The following is a 20,654-nucleotide window of genomic DNA, read 5'->3' as shown; positions in this document are numbered from 1 at the left end:
TTTGATTGCTCACGGACCGGCCTGCACGGAAAGACTGAATTGGTTGTCCGCCGCATTGCCCGAGCCCGCGATCTGATTGAGTTGCAGCACGCCTTGGAAACCGCGCAGCGCGGTGGCTTCCACCGCCACGCTGCGGGTTCCGGTTCCGCCGACGGCGTCGCCGGCGTTCCGCTCCCCTGCCGACGCGACCACGGCGCTCGAGGCCAGGGCCTCGTCGCTCGCTTCGCGTATGCCCTGTTGCGCCAGCGACGCGGCGACGGAATTGAGTTCCGCGTTGCCGCTGCCGCTGGCCTGATTGATCGACGCCAGTCCGCTGGCGCCGCGCAGCGCGTCGCCGCCCAGCCGCGCGCTGGCATGCAGCGGGCCGTCGTGGCGGTCGTCGCCATGGACCTGCGCGGCCTGCACCGTGGCCAGCGCTTGCGTGCCGCTGGCGAAGCTGCGCAGGTTGGCCTGCAGGTTGAGGTCGCCGGCAGCCAGGTTCGCGGCGATGGCGCCCTGCGCACCGGCGAAGCTGCGTCCGTCGATGCGGCTGTCGGCCAGGTAGCCGAGCATCGCGCGGTAGTCGTCGCGCTGCTGCGCCGGCGCCGCGGCGCTGGCCAGCGCAAGCAGCCACGCGCTGCAGGCGGCGAAGGCGGGACGCATCTCAGCGGCCCGCGCCGGCGGCCGGCTGCGCCAGCGGGAACTGCGCCAGCGCGCCGCGCACCTGATCGCCGATGCCGCGCGTGGCGCTGCCGACCGCGCCCATCGGCACGCCGATGCCCTGGCTCAGCGCGGCGCCGGACAGGCTGCCGCCCGCGCCGCTGGCGCGGCCCAGCGTGCCCTCGATCGCGCCGCCGGCGATGCGCTCGACGCGGCTCGCGCCGCCGGCATGGCCGGGCGCGGCGGCGGTGGCATCCATCGCCGCGTAGTCGCCATCGGACAGCTCGTCCAGGCCGCCGCCCAGGGTCTGCTGCAGTTCGCGCTCGGGGGAGGGGTCGGCGATCAGCGCCATGCCGGGCGGCGCGGGACGATAGGCCGGACGCGCAGAGACATCGCGCAGCACGACGATCTCGCCGGGCTGCGCCTTGACGCCCTGGCGCGCGCCGGAGGCCAGCGCCAGCGCCGGAAACAGCGCCAGCCACGCCGCGGCGCCGATGCCGCGTAGAACCCGATGCCTGGCTGCAGTGTCCATGTTCCCTGCCCCGCTGAAGTGTGTGCGGAGCTGGGAGCAGTTACCGTGCCAAGCCAATATCTACTTAAAAATCAATCGTTTGAGATTCTCGCGCAGGCTCGGCAGTGGCGGTTGTGTAACGGCATCGGGCCGCCGGGCCGGGCGCTGGCGGCGGCGAAACCGGCTTAGTGGGCGCCGCCGCGCGCCGTGCGCCGAGCCTGGCATTGGCGCGGCGCTTCCGCCAAGTCGTTGATCCGGCTCGAGATCAGGGTCTTGGCGATACCGGCAGCAAGGGCGTCCGCGCACGCATGCGGACGAGCGCCCGGGCAGAAAGGCCCCTGTTGCAGCGCTGCAACACGTGCCCGCTTACAGGTTTACACCCCCCGGAGCGAGGCGGCCTTCCTCATCCAACCGATTCTGGGGGAGCGGCTATCGGTGGCCTGTGGCCGTCAACCGCGACCGGCCCTGGCGGTACATCGTCGGTCGCGAATGAAGCCGCTCCCACCTTTTCGACGCGGACGTCGGCCGAAATGCTTCAGCGCGCATCACCAACGCGACGCATGCGAGCCGTGACCGGACTGGCCGCCAGCGGCCTCAGCCATCCGCCGTTCCCCGCCGCGCCACCCAGGCCATGCCGACCGACGCCGGCGCGGTCTCGACGAAGCCGAACTGCGCGTACAGATGGCGCGCCTCGCCATCGGCGAGCAGCGATACATAGGCGCCATCGGCCGCGTGCGTATCCAGCCAGTCGCGCAGCGCGGCCATGATCCGCCGGCCCAGGCCGCGCCGCTGGTGCGCCGGTTCGACGGCGATATCGACGATCTGGAAGAAGCAGCCGCCGTCGCCGACGATGCGGCCCATGCCGACGACGCGTCCCTGGTGGCGCACGGTGACCGCGAAACAGCTGTTCGGCAGGCCGCGCGCGGCCGCGTCCTGCGACTTGGGCGACAGGCCGGCGGCGACCCGCAGCCGCCGGTAGTCGTCCACCGGGGGCACCTCGGCCTGCACGGCATAGCGCTCTTGGCCGGCCTGGGCGCTCATGCGCGGCGGTCCGCGCCGTCGCCGGCCGGGTCCTCGATGCCGACGTTGGTCGGGGCTGCGTCGTAGACCGCCTGGTCGAGCAGCCCGGTCTCCTTCGCCACCAGCACCGGCACCAGCATCTGCCCGGTGACGTTGGTCATCGTGCGCATCATGTCCAGCACGCGGTCGATCGCGTACAGGTAGCCGATCACCTCCAGCGGCAGGTTGGCCGCGCTCAGCACCACCGTGGCCATCACCACCGCGGTGCCCGGCACGCCGGCGGTGCCGAAGCTGCCCAGCACCGAGGCGATCAGCACCACGAAATACTGGTCGGCGGTCAGCGGCACGCCGGTGTACTGGGCGATGAACACCGCGCACAGCGCCGGGTAGATCGCGCCGCACCCGTCCATCTTGATGCTGGCGCCCAGCGGCACCGCGAACGCGGCGTAGTCCTTGTTGACGCCCAGGTTGTGGGTGATCGAGCGCATCGCCACCGGCATCGCCGCGAAGCTGGACGAGCTGACGAACGCCACCTGCATGCCCGGCGCGGCGCCGCGGAAGAACTTCAGCGGATTGAGCCCGTGCGCCAGCAGCAGGCTGCCGTAGACCAGCACGATGTGCAGCGCGCAGGCCAGGTACAGCGCGAAGACGAAATTGCCCAGCGGCAGCAGCTTCTCGAAGCCGTAGGCGCCGACCAGCGCGGCGATCAGGCCGAAGGTGCCGATCGGGGTCACTTCCAGCACGAAGCGGGTGACCTGGATCATGATCTCGCTCATCTGCCCGGTGAGCTTGCGCGCCTCGGCGACGCGGTCGCCGAGCTTGACCATCGCAAAGCCCAGCAGCGCGGCGAAGAAGATCACCGGCAGGATCGAGCCGCGCCCGGCCGCCAGCACGGTCTCGCCGGCGGCGTTGGTGCGGGTGCCGATGCCGGTCAGCGCGTAGAACGGGTTGGACGGCACCACGTCCAGCAGCACCTTGATCGGGCTGGGCACGTCGCGCGGCTTCCACGCCGCATCCACGCTCAGGCCGAAATGCCCGGCGCCCGGCTGCAGCAACGTGCCCACGCCCAGGCCGATCGCCACCGCCAGCGTCGCGGTGACGATGAACCACAGGAAGGTGCGCCCGCCCAGCGCCGCCACTGACTTCTGCCCGTGCAGCGAGGAGATCGCGTTGATCACCGCGAAGAACACCAGCGGCACCGCGATCATCTTGATCAGGGTGACGTACAGGTCGCCCAGCGGACCGAACCAGGTCTCCGCCGCCGGCCCCATCGCCCAGCCGGCCAGCGCACCGAGCACGAAGCCGGCCACCACGCGCTGCCAGAACGGAATGCGTAACCAGGCCGACACCAGTTTCATGGACGCTATCCGCAAAAACCTCGAAGCCCGTCACCATAACCCAGGGCGGTGCCGGCGGCGACGCCATGGCTGGAAAGGCGGGATGTCATCGGTGTGCCTTTTCGCAGCCGGCATAATGTTCGCGTCTTTTCGTTCAAGAGCCGTCCAACTGCATGCGCCATCTCGTTCCTGCCTTCGCCGCCGCCTCCACCCTGCTGCTGGCCGCCTGCGCCAGCGCGCCGCGCCAGCCGGCGGCCGCCGCGGCGGTGGCCATCGACGTTCCCGCCGTGACCCATCCGCAGGGCGAGACCCCTGACTGGTGGTACCGCAGCGGCGCGGCCAAGGCGGCCGGCAACGGCGCGATGCGCGGCAAGGCCAAGAACGTGATCCTGTTCCTCGGCGACGGCATGAGCCTGACCACGGTCGCCGCCGCGCGCATCCTCGACGGCCAGCGCAAGGGCACCCCTGGCGAGGAGAACCAGCTGTCGTGGGAGGCGTTCCCGGCGACCGCGCTGAGCAAGACCTACAACACCGATTCGCAGACCCCGGATTCGGCCGGCACCATGACCGCGATCACCACCGGGGTGAAGACCCACATGGGCGCGATCGGGGTCAGCGCCGGCAAGCGCGACGCCTGCGCCGACAGCCGCGGCAAGCAGCTGCTGACCTGGCTGGAGCTGGCCGACAGCGCCGGCCTGGCCACCGGCATCGTCACCACCACCCGGCTGACCCACGCCACGCCGGCGGCCACCTATTCGCATTCGCCCGACCGCAACTGGGAAAGCGACACCGACCTGCCGGAAAAGGCGGTGGCCGAAGGCTGCCGCGACATCGCCCAGCAGCTGGTGAGCGCGCGCTTCGGCCGCGGCCCGCAGGTGATGCTGGCCGGCGGCCGCGCGCAGTTCACCACCGTCGAGCAGCGCGACCCGGAATACGACGACAAGGTCGGCCTGCGCCTGGACGGCCGCGACCTGGTCGGCGAATGGCGCCAGCGCCATCCGCAGGGCGCCTACGTGTGGAATCGCGGCCAGCTGGAGGCGGCGCAGGAGGCGCCGGCGCTGTTCGGCCTGTTCGAACCGGACCACATGCAGTACGACCACGACCGCGAGCCGGGCGCCAACGGCGATCCGAGCCTGGCCGAGATGACCCGCACCGCGATCCGCAGCCTGTCGCGCAGCGGCGACGGCTACGTGCTGATGGTCGAGGGCGGCCGCATCGACCACGCCCACCATGCCGGCAACGCGTTCCGCGCGCTGGACGAGACCATCGCCCTGTCCGAGGCGGTCAAGGCGGCGATGGACGCCACCTCGGCCGAGGACACGCTGATCGTGGTCACCGCCGACCATTCGCACACGCTGAACTTCGTCGGCTATCCGCAACGCGGCAACCCGATCCTGGGCAAGGTGCGCGGCACCAGCGGCGAGGACGCCAACACCGGCGAACTGGCGCTTGACGGCAATGGCCAGCCCTACACCACGCTGAGCTACGCCAACGGCCCGGGCCATACCGGCGCCAGCAACCAGCAGCCGGCCGGCGCCAAGACCCATCCGCACGCGCCCAGCGCCTTCGAGCCGGCCAAGGGCCGCCCGGACCTGACCCATGTGGACACCGAGCACCCGGACTTCATGCAGGAGGCGCTGGTGCCGACCAAGTCCGAGACCCATGGCGGCGACGACGTCGGCATCTGGGCGCGCGGTCCCGGCAGCGACGCGTTCCGCGGCAGCCTGGAAGAGAACGTGATCTACCACGTGATCGTGCAGGCGACCCCGGCGCTGCGCGAGCGCCTGTGCCGCGCGGGCACCTGCAACGGCGACGGCGTGCCGGTGGAACTGCCCAAGCCGGCCGCGTTCATGGCCGACGCCGCCACGGCGAAATGAGGACCACGCGGCATCGGCGCACGGTCGCGCGCGGCGCACCCTGGCTGCTCGCGCTGGCGGCGCTGACCGCGACGCCGTACGCCTGGGCGCAGGCCGACCAGGCCTGCCGGCTGGCCGATCCGAACACCGACCGGGACGTCGTGCCCGGCTGCAGCGTCGGCGCCGACGGGCGCCTGGCGCTGTCGCCGCAGGCGGTGCGGCGCCTGCAGTTCGACGCCGATGGCCTGTCCGTGCTGACCGTGGAGAACCAGTTCTACTACGTGCGTGCCGACGGCAGCAGTCTGCCGGTGATCCTCTGGGACAACGGTCCTGACTATTTCGTCGAAGGCCTGACCCGCGGCATCTTCCATGGCCGCATCGGCTTCTACGACCAGCAACTGCGCGAAGTGATCGCGCCGGTCCACGACTTCGCCTGGCCGTTCGAGAACGGCGTGGCACAGGTCTGCGACGGCTGCCGCCGCGGCACGCCCGGTCTCGACGGACACACCCCGATGCTGGGCGGGCGCTGGTACTTCATCGACCGCGCCAACCGCGAAGTGCCCGAACCGGCGCACTGACCGGCGCGCGGGAACGCGACAGGCGCAGGGCTGTCGCGCACGCACACCAGGCACGCGCCGCCGCCTGCGCGACGTCGCGGTGGCAATGGATCTTCGGCGCGGGACGCCGCCGCGCTCCTCCCACATCCGCGACATGGCGCAGGTACCGTGCCGCGGCGTGGTGCGCCGTCCCACCGCCGGGACAGGTCACGCCCGGCATGCGACACGCCGCGCGCGCACCACGCGCAGCGCTCGCGCCCGCTCGCGATCGGCCTGCATGCCGCGTGCGTGCCCGCACCGGCCGCGGTGCGGCAAGGGTGCATTCCCCAATCGCGCCAGCCGGCGCCAGCCTCTAAAGTGACGCGATGACCGCCCGTTCCCCCAGCGCACCGCCCTGCCCCGTGAGCGCCGCCCTGCCCGACCCGGCACCGGCCGCGATGCTGGTCGGTTTCAGCGGCGGGCTGGATTCCAGCGTGTTGCTGCATGCCCTGGCGCAGCAGCCGCACTACCGCCGCGCCGGGCTGCGCGCGGTGCACGTGCACCACGGCCTGCACGCCGACGCCGACGCCTGGGCCGCGCAGTGCGCCGCGGTCTGTGCGGCACTGGCGGTCCCGCTGCAGGTGCTGCGCGTGCAGGTGCCGCGCGACAGCGGCCACGGCCTGGAGGCGGCGGCGCGACAGGCCCGGCGCGCGGCCTTCGCCCAGGCGCTGGCCGCCGGCGAGTGGCTGGCGCTGGCGCAACACCGCGACGACCAGGCCGAGACCTTCCTGCTGCGCGCGCTGCGCGCCTCCGGCCCGGACGGTCTGGCGGCGATGCACGGCCTGCGCGGTTTCGCCCACGGCATGCTGTGGCGGCCGCTGCTGGCGCTGCCGCGCAGCGACCTGCACGCGTATGCGCAGCGGCATGCGCTGCGCTGGATCGAAGACCCGAGCAACGCCGATCCCGGCTTCGACCGCAATTTCCTGCGCCTGCAGGTATTGCCGCTGCTGCGCCAGCGCTGGCCGCACGCCGATGCCGCGCTCGCGCGCAGCGCGCAGCTGTGCGCCGACGGCGCCGAGCTGCTCGGCGAGGAGGACCGCCGCGCGCTGGCGTCGGCGCAGCGCGGCGATGCGGCGCAGCTTTCGGTTGCGGCGCTGTGCGCATTGCCGGCGGCGCGCCGCGCGCGGGTGCTGCGGCTGTGGATCGAGCAGCTGGCGCTGCCGCCGCTGCCCGCCGCCGGCGTCGCCGCGGTCGAGCGCGAACTGCTGACCGCGCGCCACGACGCACAGGCCGGCTTCGCCTGGCATGGCGCCAGCATCCGCCGCTGGCGCGAGGCGCTGTACGCGCACGTCGATCCCGCGCCGCTGCCCGCGGCATGGGAAGCCACCTGGGACGGGCGCGCGCCGCTGCGCCTGCCCGACGGCCGGCAACTGCAACTGCTCGCCGCCGCGCCGCTGGCCTTCGACGCGCCGCTGCGCGTGCACCTGCGCCGTGGCGGCGAGCGCATCGTGCTGCCCGGGCGCCAGCACTCGCACCTGCTCAAGCACGCGCTGCAGCAGGCCGCGGTGCCGCCTTGGCAGCGCGACCGCCTGCCGTTGCTGTCGCGCGGCGACGAACTGCTCGCCGCCGGCGACCGCCTGCTGTCCGCGCCGCTGCATGCCTGGCTGCAGCGCCATGCCGCGCAGCTGCGCTGCGCGCCTTCACCTGCCTCGCATTGACCCTGCCGTCCGCGCCGCGCACACTTCCGCGATGCCCAAGAAGCCCACGAACGACGTTTCCCCGGTGGCCGTCTTCGAGCAATCGCTCGAGGAGCTGGAAGTGCTGGTGGAGAAGATGGAAACCGGCGAGCTGAGCCTGGAACAGTCGCTGACCGCCTACGAGCGCGGCATCGGCCTGTACCGGCAATGCCAGCAGGCGCTGGAACAGGCCGAACTGCGCGTGCGCCTGCTCACCGACCCGGAACAGCCCGACAGCGCCGAGCCCTTCGATCCGCCGCTCCATGGTGGCTGAGGCGGCGTTGGCGCGCTGGCAGGCGCGCGTGGAAGCCGGCCTGCAGCACGCACTGCCCGATCCGGCGCTCGCGCCGCAGCGCCTGCACGGCGCGATGCGCCACGCCGCGCTCGGCGGCGGCAAGCGCATGCGCCCGCTGCTGGTCTACGCCAGCGGCGCGCTGTTCGCCGCCGAGGAGTCGCTGCTGGATGCGCCGGCGCTGGCGGTGGAACTGATCCACGCCTATTCGCTGGTCCACGACGACCTGCCGGCGATGGACGACGACGCGCTGCGCCGCGGCCAACCGACGGTGCACATCGCCTTCGACGAAGCCACCGCGATCCTCGCCGGCGACGCGCTGCAGACGCTGGCCTTCGAACTGCTGGCCAACGCCGACGCCGACGCCGCGCTGCGCGTGCGCTGGCTGCAGACGCTGGCCCAGGCGTCGGGCGCCACCGGCATGTGCGGCGGCCAGGCGCTGGACATCGATGCCACCGGCACGGTGCAGGCGCTGGCCGAGCTGCAGCACATGCATGCGCTGAAGACCGGCGCGCTGATCCGCGCCAGCGTGCGCCTGGGCGCGCTCGGCGGCGGCGCGGAACCCAGCGCGCTGGCGCAACTGGACCGCTTCGCCACCGCGCTGGGCCTGGCGTTCCAGGTGCGCGACGACATCCTCGACATCGAGGCCAGTTCCGAGCAGCTCGGCAAGACCGCCGGCAAGGACGCGGCGCAGGCCAAGTCCACCTATCCGGCGCTGCTCGGCATGGACGGCGCCAAGGCCAAGCTGTCCGAGCTGGCGGTGCAGATGCGCGACAGCCTGGACGCCTACGGCACCCGCGCCGATGCGCTGGCCGCGCTGGCGCGCATGGCGGTCGATCGCTCGCACTGAGCCTCGGCGTCTTGCTGAAGGCAATCGCGCAACGTCGGCTTGCGCACGCGGGACATCGTCCACGGCGTGGCTTGCCGAATGCGCTGACCGTGCGGCACAGGCCATGCGATCGCCTCGCGCACGTTCAGTCGATGCCGGACCGGCGTGCGGCGCAGACGCGGCAGCGAGCCACTAGCGCTTCTTGAATACGGACATCGAAGCGGGCGCCGCATTGCCGGCCACGGCATCAGCCGTGACCATGCGATCCAGGCCGGTCGCGGCTGACGGCGCGGACAACCAGGGTCCTTTCCACGGGTGCGATCGCCCGCAAACAGGCGGGCGTAACGCCCGCTAGCGCGGGCTCAGCTCGACCAGCACCACGTCGTTGGCACGCATCGCAACCTCCAGCTGCGCGCTGCCGTCCTTGCCGACGCGCACTTGACGCAGTTCCGGCGCATCGGCGGTCCTGTGCTGCAACTGGCGCAGCTGTTCGGCGGTCAGCGCCGGCGGCGCGCCCATGCGCAGGTAGGCGCTGTACGCGTCGTTGGCGTCGAAACCGGTGCGGCGGATCGCCAGCGTGTAGGCGCCCGGCGCCAGTCCGCGCAGGCGCAGGCGCAGCGGCGCGGCCGGCGCCGCCGGCAGCACCTGGGTGAAGTACGGGCGGTTGCTCTTGTCCTGGTTCGGCGCGACGAATTCCCAGGCCAGCAGTTTCAGCACGCCGCCGTCGTAGGTGGCGTAGCTCTGCGGATCGGCGTTGCGTAGCTGGCGCTGGCCCAGCGCGTTGAGGTACTTGTAGGCGAAGTACGCCGGCTTGCGGACGCCCTGCGGATTGAGCAGGCCGAAACCGCCCTGGAACGGCGCGGTCGGCGGACCCGGTTCCTCGAACAGGTCGCTGTAGGTCCAGTAGCTCATGCCCTGCACCAGCCCTTCGACCGCCTTGAGCTTGCTCAGGATGTAGGCCGCGCTCAGGTAGGCGTCGTGCACCGGATCGCGCGGCGTGTAGCTGCTGCTCCACTCGGTGAAGTACAGCGGCAGCCCCGGCATCGGCGAAGCCTGGATCTGCTGGCGCACGCGGCGCACGTCGCCGCTGATCGCATCGGGCGCCGGCGACAGCTTGGTGTCGCTCTCGCCCTTCTCGTCCAGGAAGCCGCCGTCCACGCCATAGGTGTGGGTGGTGATGAAATCCAGCGGCGTCCCGTTGGCATGCGCATGGGCGATGAACTCCGGCACCCACGCCGCGCCCGCGGTCGCCGGGCCGCCGACCCGCAGCTGCGGGTCGATGCGCTTGATCGCCTTCGCCGTGGCGGCGTACAACGCGAAATACGCCGGCTGGTCGGCGCCTTCCCAGAAACCGGCCAGGTTCGGTTCGTTCCACACCTCGAAGTACCAGCGGCGCACCTCCTCCTCGCCATAGCGCTGGCGCACGTGGCGCACGAACGCGTCCACCAGCGCGGTCCACTTGTCCAGCTGCGGATGCGAGGTGTTGCCCTTCCAGTAGAAGAGTCGCTGGTCGGAGGTCTTCATCGCCTCCGGGGTGAAGCCGAGTTCGACGAACGGGCGGATGCCCATGCCGAGCATGCGGTCGTACAGCCGGTCGATCCCGCTCCAGTCGTAGACCGGGCGCCCGTCGACCTCGCGATAGGTGCCGAGCACGTCGTGGAAGATCGCGTGGAAGCGCAGGTAGCGGAAGCCCAGCTCGTCGCGGGCCGTGCGCAACTGCGCCAGGCTGTCTTCGCGGCTCAGCGTGCCCGGATAGTCCGCGCCCACCGACAGGTCGTAGAAGCGGTCGCGCGGCGAGGTCGGCCCCTGCACGTCGAGCGCGATCTCGCGCGCCGCGGGCTGCGCCGCGGCAACCGCCGCCAGCGAACCCAGTACAGCGACCAGCAACAGGCGTAGCACTCCCATGACATCCCCTCTCCCAAGGCGCGAACGTTCGACTCTAACACCGGCATGCGCACCAGCAAACCGGGAGCTCACCTGCGAACGCGCCATTCGCGCGTCCGCCGCGGCGAATCGGCGCTGCCGTTTGTGGGATCGAACGCCCGTTTCGCTGGACGGAATCGCAGACAAACGCGCGAACGCCGGATGCCCGCGGATCGCCGGGCTAGTTTGCATACGCCCTCGCATGGGCACTCACTTTTCGAATGGAGAGAGCCTGCATGAAACACGCATCCCTGATCTCGGCGGCAATCGGCTTCAGCCTGGTCGGCAGCATCTCGGCGGCCACCGCGCAATCGCAACTGACGCGCCCGGCCACCCCGCTGCAGGTCGAACTGACCGCGATCGCCGACGCCGATGGCCAGCACCGCGGCCTGGTAGCGGTCACCGTGCGCAACACCGGCGAGCGCATCGCGCGCGTGCCCAGGTGGGAACTGCCGCTGGGCGAGCTGGACGCCAGCCTGTTCGAGATCCAGCGCGACGGCAGCGTGGTCGACTACGTCGGACGCCTGGTCAAGCGCGCCGCGCCGCGCGCGGAAGACTTCGTGATCCTGCAGCCGGGCGAAGCGCGGCATGCGCAGATCGACCTGGGCAGCGCCTACGACCTGTCGCGCAGCGGCAACTACACGATCAACCTCAACGCATCGCTGCAGTACGCCTCGTTCTCCGACGGCAACAGGATGCTGCGCGCCGACGGCCAGCCGCAGACGGTCACCAGCGCCCCGTTGACGCTGTGGTTGGACGGCCGCGGCCGCGCGACGCGCAACGATCTGATGGCCGGGCCGCAGGCGGTGGTCAACGGCATCAACTACGCCTCGTGCAGCAGCAGCCAGATCAGCACCATCGGCAACGCGGTCAACTCGGCGCGCACCTACTCGCAAAACGCCAAGACCTATCTCAACGGCGGCAGCACCGGCGCGCGCTACACCACCTGGTTCGGCGCCTACAACGCCAGCCGCTACAGCACCGCCACCTCCAACTTCGTCAGCATCGACGCGGCGATCGACCAGAACAACGGGCAGGTCACCATCAATTGCGGCTGCAGCGACAGCGCCTATGCCTACGTCTACGCCAACCAGCCGTACCAGATCTACGTGTGCAACGCGTTCTGGAGCGCGCCGTTGACCGGCACCGACTCCAAGGCCGGCACCCTGATCCACGAGATGAGCCACTTCACCGTGGTCGCCGGCACGTCGGACTACGCCTACGGCCAGAGCGCGGCGAAGAACCTGGCCAGCAGCAACCCGGCGCGCGCGGTGAAGAACGCCGACAGCCACGAGTACTTCGCCGAGAACACCCCCGCGCAGAACTGAGCGGCCGGCGCGCGTCCTTTCGGCGTCCGCCGCAGGTCGCGAAGCGGTGCCGGGGGGAACCGGCGAAGTCGGTGGAATCGTGGGCTGCCGGACCGCAAACGGCCGGCGTGATCCGGATTTCGACGCCGCCGCGCCCCAAACGGCTGGCTTCGGACACGTGCCGGCGGCGTCGGCCACGGCGTTCCAAAAAAGAAGGCCCGGCGAACGCCGGGCCTTCTCGTCCAACCCCTGCCGGCGTTGCGCGCTTACTTGATCAGGCGCAGCGCGAACGGGTAGCGGTAGGCGACGCCTTCGTTGGCCTTGATCCCGGCCAGGATGCAGAACACCAGGTTCACCACCCACACGACCGGCATCAGGAAGCCGCCGATGATGACGACGCTGAGCACGATGCAGATCACGTAGGCGATGGCGACGGTGATCTGGAAGTTCAGCGCTTCCTTGGCCTGGTCGTTGAGGAACGACTTGGCCGGGTTGTCCTTGTTCACCAGCCAGATGATCAGCGGCACGATGAAGCCGGCGATGATGCCCGACAGGTGGGTGATCAGGGCGACCGTGCGGTCTTCCTGCGGGCCGGCGGCGGCCGGCGGCGGCGGTGGCGCGGACACGTTGTCGAATTCGCTCATCGGTATTCCCCTTGCTTCGTTGTGAGATGGTTAAGACGCTGGCGCGCCACTCTCGGCGCCAGGCGACGCGCTGTCAAGAGAAGGCATGCGCCGGTCGCGCCGCTACCGGGCTCGCTCGCGGCCGGGCGGCGCAGGCGGCCCGCCGCGCTGGCGCCCGCGCTTGCCCATGCAGATGCCGAGCGCGCCCTTGCCAGGCGGGGCCGACGCGGCGGTTTGCACCGGCCAGGGCGCCGGCAGCCTCGCCGTGTTTCCGACGTATGGCCTCGGCCGGCAGGCCGAGGCTCCAGCTCGCACGGATCGCTATCCGCGCCAGCAGCGCAGTCCGCTCAGTCGTTGCCGGCCACGGTCATCTTGCCGATCAGCACCGAGCCGATGTGCACGTGCGAGCGCACGTCGATGTCGCGGCCGACCGCCTCGATGCGCTGGTACATGTCGCGCAGGTTGCCGGCGATGGTGACCTCGTCCACCGGATAGGCGATGGCGCCGTTCTCGATCCAGAACCCGGCCGCGCCGCGCGAATAGTCGCCGGTGACGTTGTTGACGCCCTGCCCCATCAACTCGGTGACCAGCAGCCCGCGGCGGATGCCGGCGGCGATCGACGCCAGGTCGTCGGCGTTGGCGGCCACCTGTAGGTTGTGCACGCCGCCGGCGTTGGCGGTGGTCTGCAGGCCCAGCTTGCGTGCCGAGTAGCTGCCGAGCACATAGCGCTGCAGCACGCCGGCGCTGACCAGCGGCGCCTCGCGGGTGGCCACGCCCTCGCCGTCGAAGGTGGCCGAGCGCAGGCCGCGGCGCAGGTGCGGCTTCTCGTCGATGGCGAACCAGTCCGGGAACAGCTGGGTGCCGACGCTGTCGAGCAGGAAGCTGGCGCGGCGGTACAGCGCGCCGCCGGATACCGCGCCGAGCAGGTGGCCGATCAGCGAGCGCGCCATTTCCGGCGCGAACAGCACCGGCAGTTCGCCGGTGGCCAGCGACCGCGGCTGCAGCCGGGCCACGGTGCGCTCGGCGGCGTGGCGGCCGATCGCCGCCGGCGCTTCCAGGTCCTCGCGCGCCAGGGCGCTGCTGTACCAGCTGTCGCGCTGCATGCCGTCGCCGTGGCCGGCGATCAGCGCGCAACCAATCGAATGGTGGGTACTGCGCTCGCGGCCGATGAACCCGTGCGAATTGGCGTAGACCGACAGGCTCTCGCTGCTGCCCACCGACGCGCCGTCGGAATTGGCCACGCGCGGATCGGCGTCGCGGCCGGCGGCCTCGCATGCCAGCGCCAGGTCGATCGCCTCGTCCGCGTCCAGCGCCCACGGATGCCAGCGGTCCAGCTCCGGCATCTGCCGCGCCATCAGCGCCGCGTCGGCCAGGCCGGAGGCCACGTCGTCCTCGGTGTAGCGCGCGATCGCGCAGGCCTGGGCCACGGTCGCTTCCAGGCTGGATTCGTGCAGGTCGGCGGTGCTGGCGCTGCCCTTGCGCTGGCCGAAATAGACGGTCACGCCGATACCGCGGTCGCGGGTCGACTCGACCGTCTCCACCGCGCCCAGGCGCACGTTGATGTCCAGCCCGCGCTCTTCGCTGCAGCTGACCTCGGCCTGGCTGGCGCCGAGCTCGCGCGCGCGCGCCAGCAGCCGTTGGGAGATCTCGGACAGCCGGTCCAGGCGATCCAGGCTGTCGTCGCGGCGCAAGTCGGAGGTGATCGCGTTCAATGCTTTATCCTTGTTATGCGGGTCCCTTCGCAGGAGTCCGGCCCTCCATGGCCGGACTTGGAATGGTGCGATTCCTTCGCAAGAGCCCGGCCATCCATGGCCGGACTTGGAATGGTGCGATTCCTTCGCAGGAGCCCGGCCATCCATGGCCGGACTTTCTAATTTGATGTTTCAGACTGATCGAGTAGTACGACCATGCGCGGACGCGACGAAGACACCGGTGAATTCCGCGGCGACAGCCGCAGCCAGCAGCGCCGCGAGGCGCTGGAGATCCTGACCCTGGGCGAGAAGCTGGTGGCGCTGACGCCGGCGCAGCTGGCCAAGCTGCCGGTGCCCGAGTCGCTGGTGCCGCATATCGCCGAAGCCAAGCGCATCACCTCGCACATCGCGCACAAGCGGCAGCTGGCGTTCCTGGCCAAGCAGATGCGGCGCGAGGACGACGAGACCCTGGACGCGATCCGCGAGGCGATGGACGTCAACAGCGACGGCGCGCGCCGCGAGGTGGCAGCGATGCACCGGGTCGAGGGCTGGCGCGAACGGCTGCTCGCCGACGGCGACGCGGCGCTGTCCGAACTGCTGGCCGAATACCCCGACGTCGACCGCCAGCGGCTGCGCCAGCTGATCCGCAACGCCAAGGAGGAGCGGCTGAAGAACAAGCCGCCGCACGCCTATCGGGAATTGTTCCGGGAGTTGCGCGAGCTGGTGCTGGAGGGAGCGGGACCCGGGGCTCGGGACTCGGGACTCGAAGACGCGGACGGCGACGAGGCCGACGAGCGCGACTGAACCGCGCCGCCGGCCGCTGCTGCGCCTGGCCGCCACTAACGCGGTGCCGCCTCGGTGTCGGGTGCGCCGCCGCAGGACCCTGCCCGCCAGGCCGCTATCGCCACTGCGCGCGCATGGCGCGCGCCTGGCGTTGCCGAATCCCGAATCCCGATTCCCCACTCCCGGCTCCTAGGCCGTCCCGCCCACGGTCAGCCCGTCGATCAGCAGCGACGGCTGGCCGACGCCGACCGGCACGCTCTGCCCGTCCTTGCCGCATACGCCCACGCCTTCGTCCAGCGCCAGGTCGTGGCCGATCATGCGCACCTTCTGCATGGTCTCCGGGCCGTTGCCGATCAGCGTGGCGCCCTTGACCGGCGCGGTGACCCGGCCGTCCTCGATCAGGTAGGCCTCGGTGGCCGAGAACACGTACTTGCCGCTGGTGATGTCGACCTGGCCGCCGCCGAAATTGACCGCGTACAGGCCCTTCTTCACCGAGCGGATCATCTCCTGCGGATCGTGCTGGCCGGCCAGCATGTAGGTGTTGGTCATGCGCGGCATCGGCAGGTGCGCGAACGATTCGCGGCGGCCGTTGCCGGTGGGCGCCACGCCCATCAGCCGCGCGTTCAGCGAGTCCTGCATGTAGCCGACCAGCACGCCGTCCTCGATCAAGGTGGTGCAGTTGCTCGGCGTGCCTTCGTCGTCGACGTTGAGCGAGCCGCGGCGCCCCGCCAGGGTGCCGTCGTCGACGATGGTCACCCCCGGCGAGGCCACGCGCTGGCCGACGCGGCCGGCGTAGACGCTGGTGCCCTTGCGCGCGAAGTCGCCTTCCAGGCCGTGGCCGACCGCCTCGTGCAGCAGCACGCCGGGCCAGCCCGCGCCCAGCACCACCGGCATCACCCCGGCCGGCGCCGGTACCGCCTCCAGGTTCACCAGCGCCTGCCGCAGCGCCTCCTTGGCGAAGCCCTCGGGCCTGCCGTCGGCGAACAGCACTTCGTAGCCGTAGCGGCCGCCGCCGCCGGCATAGCCGGATTCGCGGCGCCCGTTCTGCTCCACGATCACCTGCACGTTCAGCCGCACCAGCGGGCGCACGTCGGCGGCGAGCACGCCGTCGCTGCGCGCCACCAGCACCGTGTCCACGCCGCCGGACAGGCCGACCATCACCTGCTGCACGCGCGGATCGGCGGCGCGCAGGTACTGGTCCAGGCGCCGCAGCAGTTCGACCTTCAGGTCGTTGCCCATGCCGTCGACCGGGTCCAGCGCCGGATACAGCGCGCGGCCGCCGCCGCGCAGCAGCGACTGCGCCGGCTGCTCGCCGCCGTCGCGCGAAATCGCCCGCGCCGACTGCGCCGCGGCCAGCAGCGCATCGCGGTGGATGTCGTCGGAATAGGCGAAGCCGGTCTTCTCGCCGGAGATCGCGCGCACGCCCACGCCCTGCTCGATGGAGTGCGCGCCGTCCTTGACGATGCCGTCCTCCACGCTCCAGCTCTCGCGGCGCGAATGCTGGAAATACAGGTCGCCGAAGTCGATGCCGGGACCGAGCAGCGTGCCGAAGGCGCGCTCCAGGCTGGTGGCGTCGAGGCCGGCGGGAAGCAACAGGCGGGTTTCGGCGAGGCTGAGGGCGTTTTCGGTCATGGGGCCAACATGGGGGATGGGGACGCGGATCGCAAGCGCGGCGGCGGCGGCCATGCGAACGAAGGCAATGCGATCAATGACTTCCGGACGCCGCCGGCGGGCTGGGCGCACGCGCGGCGTCGCGCTCGATCACCTCCACCTTGGGCTCCTTCCACGGCCCGGTGACGCGGTAGGTGCGCGCGCCGATGCTGCCCAGCGGCTTGCCGAGCACCGCATTGGCCGCCGCGCCGACCGCCGCGCCGACCGGGCCGCCGGCGACCGCGCCGACCACGGTCAGCAGGTTGCCGGCCTTGGGATTGACGTCGATGGTCTGGTCGAACTCCTGCGCGCGCAGGTCGGCGCGGCCGCGCACCTTGATCTCCGCCGCCGGCCCGTCGATCACCATCGCCTCGGCGCGCGCCACGCCGCCGCCGAACTGCACCTGGCCGTCGATGCGGTTGAAGGCGAAGCCCTTGGAGAAGAAGTCGCGGAAGTCGAACATCAGCCGGCGCGGCAGCTGCGCCACGCTGAGCAGCCCGAGCACGCGGCCGGCGCCCGGCTCCAGCTCCAGCAGCTGGCCGTTGCGCGCGGCCACGGTGAGTTCGCCTTGCAGCGTCGCCAGCTGGAACGCCGCCGGGCTGCCGGGCCAGCCGGCGCTCAGCTGCAGCTCGCCCTGGCCGCCGCGTAGCTGGCCGCCGAAGGCCAGGTTGTGCATCAGCGCGCCCAGGTCCTGGCTGTCCACGTTCGCCGCGAGCTGGGTCCGCGCGGTGGCGCCCTTGCCGCGCCAGTCGCCGCTGATGTCGATCTTCTGCCTGTCCGAGCGCAGGTGCAGCTGGTCCACGCGCAGGCCGTCGCCCAGCGGGCGGGTCCGCAGCGACGCCGCGCCCAGGTTCATCTCGCCGAAGCGCAGGTCGTCGATGTCCAGCGCCAGCGCCGGAATCGCCGCCGGGTCGAGCTCGTCGGTGGCCTGCCGCGCCGGCTCCGGCGCGGCCACCACCGGCTCGGCCGGCTTCGGCGCCGCCGAGCGCCAGTGCACCCGCGCCAGCTTGCCGCCGAGCACGCCGCCGTCCTTGCTCGGCACGCTGAGCTCGCCGGACAGCGCCGGGCCGTCCAGGTGCACCGCCACCGCGCCGGCCTGCGGCTGCAGGCGCAGCCGGGTGTGGTCGAAGACGCCGCCGAGCAGCAGCAGGCGGTCCACCATCAGGTCGATCCGGTTCAAGGGCAGATCGGCGCCGCCGGCATCGCCGGGATCGTCGGCGGTGGCGCCCTTGGCCAGGCCGATCCAGTCGATCGCATCCAGCGAGGCGGCGCGCCCGCTCACCTCCAGCCCGAGCGGCGGCGGCTCCTCGGCGACCCGGTCGGTGCCCATCACCACCTTGACCCCGGTCTTGCCGTTCTGGCTGCGCGCGACCAGCGCCAGCAGCTTGCCGAAGGCCACGTCGATGCGGCCGCTGCCCACCGGCAGCGCGGCGTTGACCGAGGTCGCCAGCGGCACCGCCGGCGCCTTGTCCAACGGCGCCGGCAGCTGCAGCGCGGTGCCGACCAGGTCCGAACGCAGCTGCAGCCGGGTCGGCGGCTGGATGCCGCCGGTGGCGGTCTTGGGCACGCCGACGCCGATGGTCCAGCGCGAGCGGCCCTGCACGTAGGGTTTGAGCCAGGTCATTTCCGGCGCGCGGTCGAGCAGCGCGTCGGCGTCCAGCGACGCGGTCAGCTGGCCCTCGAAGGCCTGCCGCGGATCGCCGACGCCGTCGCCCACGCGCAACGCCAGCACCCCGGGCTGGCCCAGGTGCAGCACCGACAGCATCGGCGCGTCGAAGCCGGTATCGCGGTAGTCGGCGCTGCCGCGCATGTCGTCGAAGGCCACGTCCCAGCGCTTGTCGGCGATGTGCGCGCCGAGCAGCTCCACCTTGCCGCGCAGGTGGCGCACGCCCACGCCGCGGCGCAGCGGCTGCAGCAGATCGAAGCTGACGTCGGCCGGGCCGGACGCGCTGAGCGCGTCCAGGGTGTCGCCGTAGCGGCTGCGCAGCGGGCTCTGCCGCAGCATCGCCAGCAGCTTGCCGGTGTCGGCGCGGCTGCCGGCCAGCACGCTCAGCTGCCCCTGCTTGAAATCCGGCAGCGTCGCCGACAGCCGCTCGACCGGCACCCCGCCCAGTTCGCCGCGGCCGCGGATCTCGACGCCGTTGCCGATGAACGCCACGTCCGCGTCCACCCGTTCCACCATCGGCCATTCGCGCTGGAAGCGCACCTTGGCCTGGTCCAGCCGCGCGGTGGCCTCGAAGCGGCCGTTGCGGTCGACGAACGGCCACTGGTCCAGGTCGCCGGACACCAGCGCGCGGCCGCCGCGCACCCGGCCGCCCTGCAGCGCCGCGTCCAGCCAGTCGGTGGCCACCTTGCTCATCTTCGAATGCACCCAGAACTTCTTCGCCGCCACCACCGGCGCGTCCTGCAGGTCCGCGGCCAGGTCGATCCACGGGCGCGAGCCGTCGCCCTGGAAGCGCAGCCCGCCGCGCACGTCCAGGCCATAGTCGCTGCCCTGCACGCGCAGCGCCGGGGTCGCGATGCGCCAGTCGTCGCCATCGCGGAAGCCGACCACGCGCCCGGCCAGGTGCACCTCGTGGACCACGCCGAAGCCGGTGGGCCAGTCGAAGCGCAGCGCGCTGGCCGCATCCAGCACCAATTCGCCGCCCTGCGCGTCGCCTTCGAAGCGCCCGCGCAGGCCGCTGACCCCCGGCGAGCGGCCGACCGGCGCGAACGCCAGCTCGCTCAGCCGGCCGCGGCCGTACACCGGCCCGCCGGCGGTGCCGGTCAGCGCCACCCCGGTCAGCTGCAGCTGCGGGCGCGCGCGGTACAGCCAGGCGCGCAAGCGCGGCGACAGCCGGTCGCTGAGCGCGGCCACTGCGATCAGCGGCGCGGCATCCAGGTGTTCGCCGAACAGCGCGTAGCGGCGGCCGCCGGCGACGGTCAGGCCGTCCAGCCGCTGCGGCGCCAGGCCCGGCTGGCCGATCCGCAGCTGCGGCGCGTCCAGCCGCCAGCCGCCGTCGATCGCGCGCCAGCGCGCCTTGGCCTGCAGCGTGGTGAAGCGGACCTGCGGCGGCGCCGGACTGTCGGCCAGCGCGGCCCCGGCCAGGCGCAGCTCGCGCAGCGCGAGTTCGGCGGTGACGCTGTCGACCCGGTGCGCGTGCAGGCGCACCCAGGCCTCCACCTCGCCCTTGCCCGACTCGACGCGCACCCCGGCGGCCTGCAGCAGCCCGCCCCATCCGGCCAGCTCGGCCGGGCGCGCGGCGAGGTAGGCCTGGCCGTCGCCACGCTTGCGGTCCATGTCCAGCACCGCGGTCAGCGGCGGCTGCCGCGGATCGATCCAGCCCTGCGCGCCGACCCGCAGGCGCTCGCCGTCCACGCGCAGGCGCAGGTCGATCTTCGGCAACCGCGCGTCCAGGCCCAGCTCCGGCGCATGGATCGCCAGGCGGCCGTCGATCACCTGCAGCTCGCCCAGGCCCTGCAGCGCGTCCAGCGGGTCGCCGTGCCCGGCCGCCGGCAGTCCGCGCACCGACCACACGCCGTCGGCGCTGCGCAGCAGGGTCAGCGCCAGCCCGCGCAGGCGCAGCTCGGTGAACGAGCGCCCCGGCAACAGTCCGGCATACATCGACACCAGCACCTCGGCCTGGCCGACGCGCACGCCGTCGCCGGCGCCGACGCGCAGCCCGTCCAGGCGCAGCAACGGCCCGCGCCGGGTCCACGCGGTCTGCACCCGGTCGAAATGGATCGGCCGCCCGGCGCGTTCGCTGAGCCAGGCCTGGACCCGGTCCGGATGCCGCTCGACCAGCGGCAACGCCTGGCTCAGCGCACCGACCAGCAGCGCCACGCACACCAGCCCGATCGCCACCACGTAGAACGCGGCACGACGGGCCAGTCGCAGGCGGCGGCGCAGGGGGGTGGGCATTCAGTCGGGACCGGGGACCG

Annotated in this window: 16 protein-coding genes; 7 read left to right on the top strand and 9 right to left on the bottom strand. The window is 72.1% G+C overall.

The window, feature by feature from the left end:
* Window positions 1–9: 9 nt before the first annotated feature.
* The 4 genes from JR065_RS04700 to JR065_RS04685 all read right to left on the bottom strand — a co-directional run bounded on the left by JR065_RS04700 (window position 10) and on the right by JR065_RS04685 (window position 3,528).
* Window positions 10–642, bottom strand: coding sequence for a hypothetical protein (locus JR065_RS04700; protein ID WP_206232573.1), 633 nt, complete (start codon window positions 640–642; stop codon window positions 10–12).
* 1 nt (window position 643) lies between these two features.
* The gene (locus tag JR065_RS04695; protein ID WP_206232571.1) at window positions 644–1,171 is read right to left on the bottom strand and encodes a hypothetical protein; all 528 of its coding nucleotides are present in this window, start codon (window positions 1,169–1,171) and stop codon (window positions 644–646) included.
* 573 nt (window positions 1,172–1,744) lie between these two features.
* Window positions 1,745–2,191 (bottom strand): GNAT family N-acetyltransferase, encoded by a 447-nt coding sequence (locus JR065_RS04690; RefSeq protein ID WP_206232570.1) that lies wholly within the window; start codon window positions 2,189–2,191, stop codon window positions 1,745–1,747.
* Window positions 2,188–3,528: a dicarboxylate/amino acid:cation symporter gene (locus JR065_RS04685; protein ID WP_206232568.1), complete on the bottom strand. Its 1,341-nt coding sequence runs from the start codon at window positions 3,526–3,528 to the stop codon at window positions 2,188–2,190. The genes JR065_RS04690 and JR065_RS04685 overlap by 4 nt, the downstream gene beginning before the upstream one ends.
* A gap of 152 nt (window positions 3,529–3,680) precedes the next feature.
* On the opposite strand from JR065_RS04685, the gene JR065_RS04680 reads away from it, so the two are divergent.
* From JR065_RS04680 to JR065_RS04660, 5 genes are all read left to right on the top strand, one after another.
* Window positions 3,681–5,384 (top strand): alkaline phosphatase, encoded by a 1,704-nt coding sequence (locus tag JR065_RS04680; RefSeq protein ID WP_206232567.1) that lies wholly within the window; start codon window positions 3,681–3,683, stop codon window positions 5,382–5,384.
* Window positions 5,381–5,941 carry a WG repeat-containing protein gene (locus JR065_RS04675; protein WP_241093387.1) on the top strand — a complete coding sequence of 187 codons (561 nt, stop codon included), beginning with the start codon at window positions 5,381–5,383 and terminating at the stop codon, window positions 5,939–5,941. The genes JR065_RS04680 and JR065_RS04675 overlap by 4 nt, the downstream gene beginning before the upstream one ends.
* Before the next feature lie 344 nt (window positions 5,942–6,285).
* On the top strand, window positions 6,286–7,617 hold the full coding sequence (gene tilS / locus JR065_RS04670) for a tRNA lysidine(34) synthetase TilS (protein WP_429001839.1): 1,332 nt from the start codon (window positions 6,286–6,288) through the stop codon (window positions 7,615–7,617).
* 31 nt (window positions 7,618–7,648) lie between these two features.
* Window positions 7,649–7,909: an exodeoxyribonuclease VII small subunit gene (locus JR065_RS04665; RefSeq protein WP_206232565.1), complete on the top strand. Its 261-nt coding sequence runs from the start codon at window positions 7,649–7,651 to the stop codon at window positions 7,907–7,909.
* Entirely contained in the window at window positions 7,899–8,777 is an 879-nt protein-coding gene (locus tag JR065_RS04660) for a polyprenyl synthetase family protein (RefSeq protein WP_206232563.1), read from the top strand. The genes JR065_RS04665 and JR065_RS04660 overlap by 11 nt, the downstream gene beginning before the upstream one ends.
* 330 nt (window positions 8,778–9,107) lie before the next feature.
* Here JR065_RS04660 and JR065_RS04655 read toward each other — a convergent pair whose 3' ends face one another.
* Entirely contained in the window at window positions 9,108–10,661 is a 1,554-nt protein-coding gene (locus tag JR065_RS04655; protein WP_206232560.1) for a GH39 family glycosyl hydrolase, read from the bottom strand.
* A gap of 254 nt (window positions 10,662–10,915) precedes the next feature.
* On the opposite strand from JR065_RS04655, the gene JR065_RS04650 reads away from it, so the two are divergent.
* Window positions 10,916–12,007, top strand: a complete 1,092-nt coding sequence (locus JR065_RS04650) for a M35 family metallo-endopeptidase (protein ID WP_206232559.1) — start codon at window positions 10,916–10,918, stop codon at window positions 12,005–12,007.
* A 245-nt stretch (window positions 12,008–12,252) separates the two neighbouring features.
* On the opposite strand, the gene JR065_RS04645 is transcribed toward JR065_RS04650, so the two are convergent.
* Window positions 12,253–12,630, bottom strand: coding sequence for a DUF4870 domain-containing protein (locus tag JR065_RS04645; protein WP_206232557.1), 378 nt, complete (start codon window positions 12,628–12,630; stop codon window positions 12,253–12,255).
* 326 nt (window positions 12,631–12,956) lie between these two features.
* Window positions 12,957–14,321: a metalloprotease PmbA gene (gene pmbA, locus JR065_RS04640; RefSeq protein ID WP_206232556.1), complete on the bottom strand. Its 1,365-nt coding sequence runs from the start codon at window positions 14,319–14,321 to the stop codon at window positions 12,957–12,959.
* Between the two features lie 195 nt (window positions 14,322–14,516).
* Between pmbA and yjgA the strand changes: the two genes are divergently transcribed.
* Window positions 14,517–15,104: a ribosome biogenesis factor YjgA gene (gene yjgA, locus JR065_RS04635; protein ID WP_206232555.1), complete on the top strand. Its 588-nt coding sequence runs from the start codon at window positions 14,517–14,519 to the stop codon at window positions 15,102–15,104.
* Between the two features lie 168 nt (window positions 15,105–15,272).
* Here the strand turns inward: yjgA and tldD are convergent, their stop codons facing one another.
* Together tldD and JR065_RS04625 are read right to left on the bottom strand one after the other, a co-directional pair.
* Entirely contained in the window at window positions 15,273–16,715 is a 1,443-nt protein-coding gene (tldD, locus tag JR065_RS04630) for a metalloprotease TldD (protein ID WP_206232553.1), read from the bottom strand.
* A gap of 73 nt (window positions 16,716–16,788) precedes the next feature.
* On the bottom strand, window positions 16,789–20,634 hold the full coding sequence (locus tag JR065_RS04625; RefSeq protein ID WP_206232551.1) for a YhdP family protein: 3,846 nt from the start codon (window positions 20,632–20,634) through the stop codon (window positions 16,789–16,791).
* Between the last annotated feature and the right edge of the window lie 20 nt (window positions 20,635–20,654).

This window comes from Xanthomonas sp., from assembly GCF_017163755.1.
In the GTDB taxonomy this organism is placed as follows: domain Bacteria; phylum Pseudomonadota; class Gammaproteobacteria; order Xanthomonadales; family Xanthomonadaceae; genus Xanthomonas_A.
The sequence above is the reverse complement of the archived record's forward strand: the minus strand, read 5'-3'. Positions and strand labels throughout refer to the sequence as shown.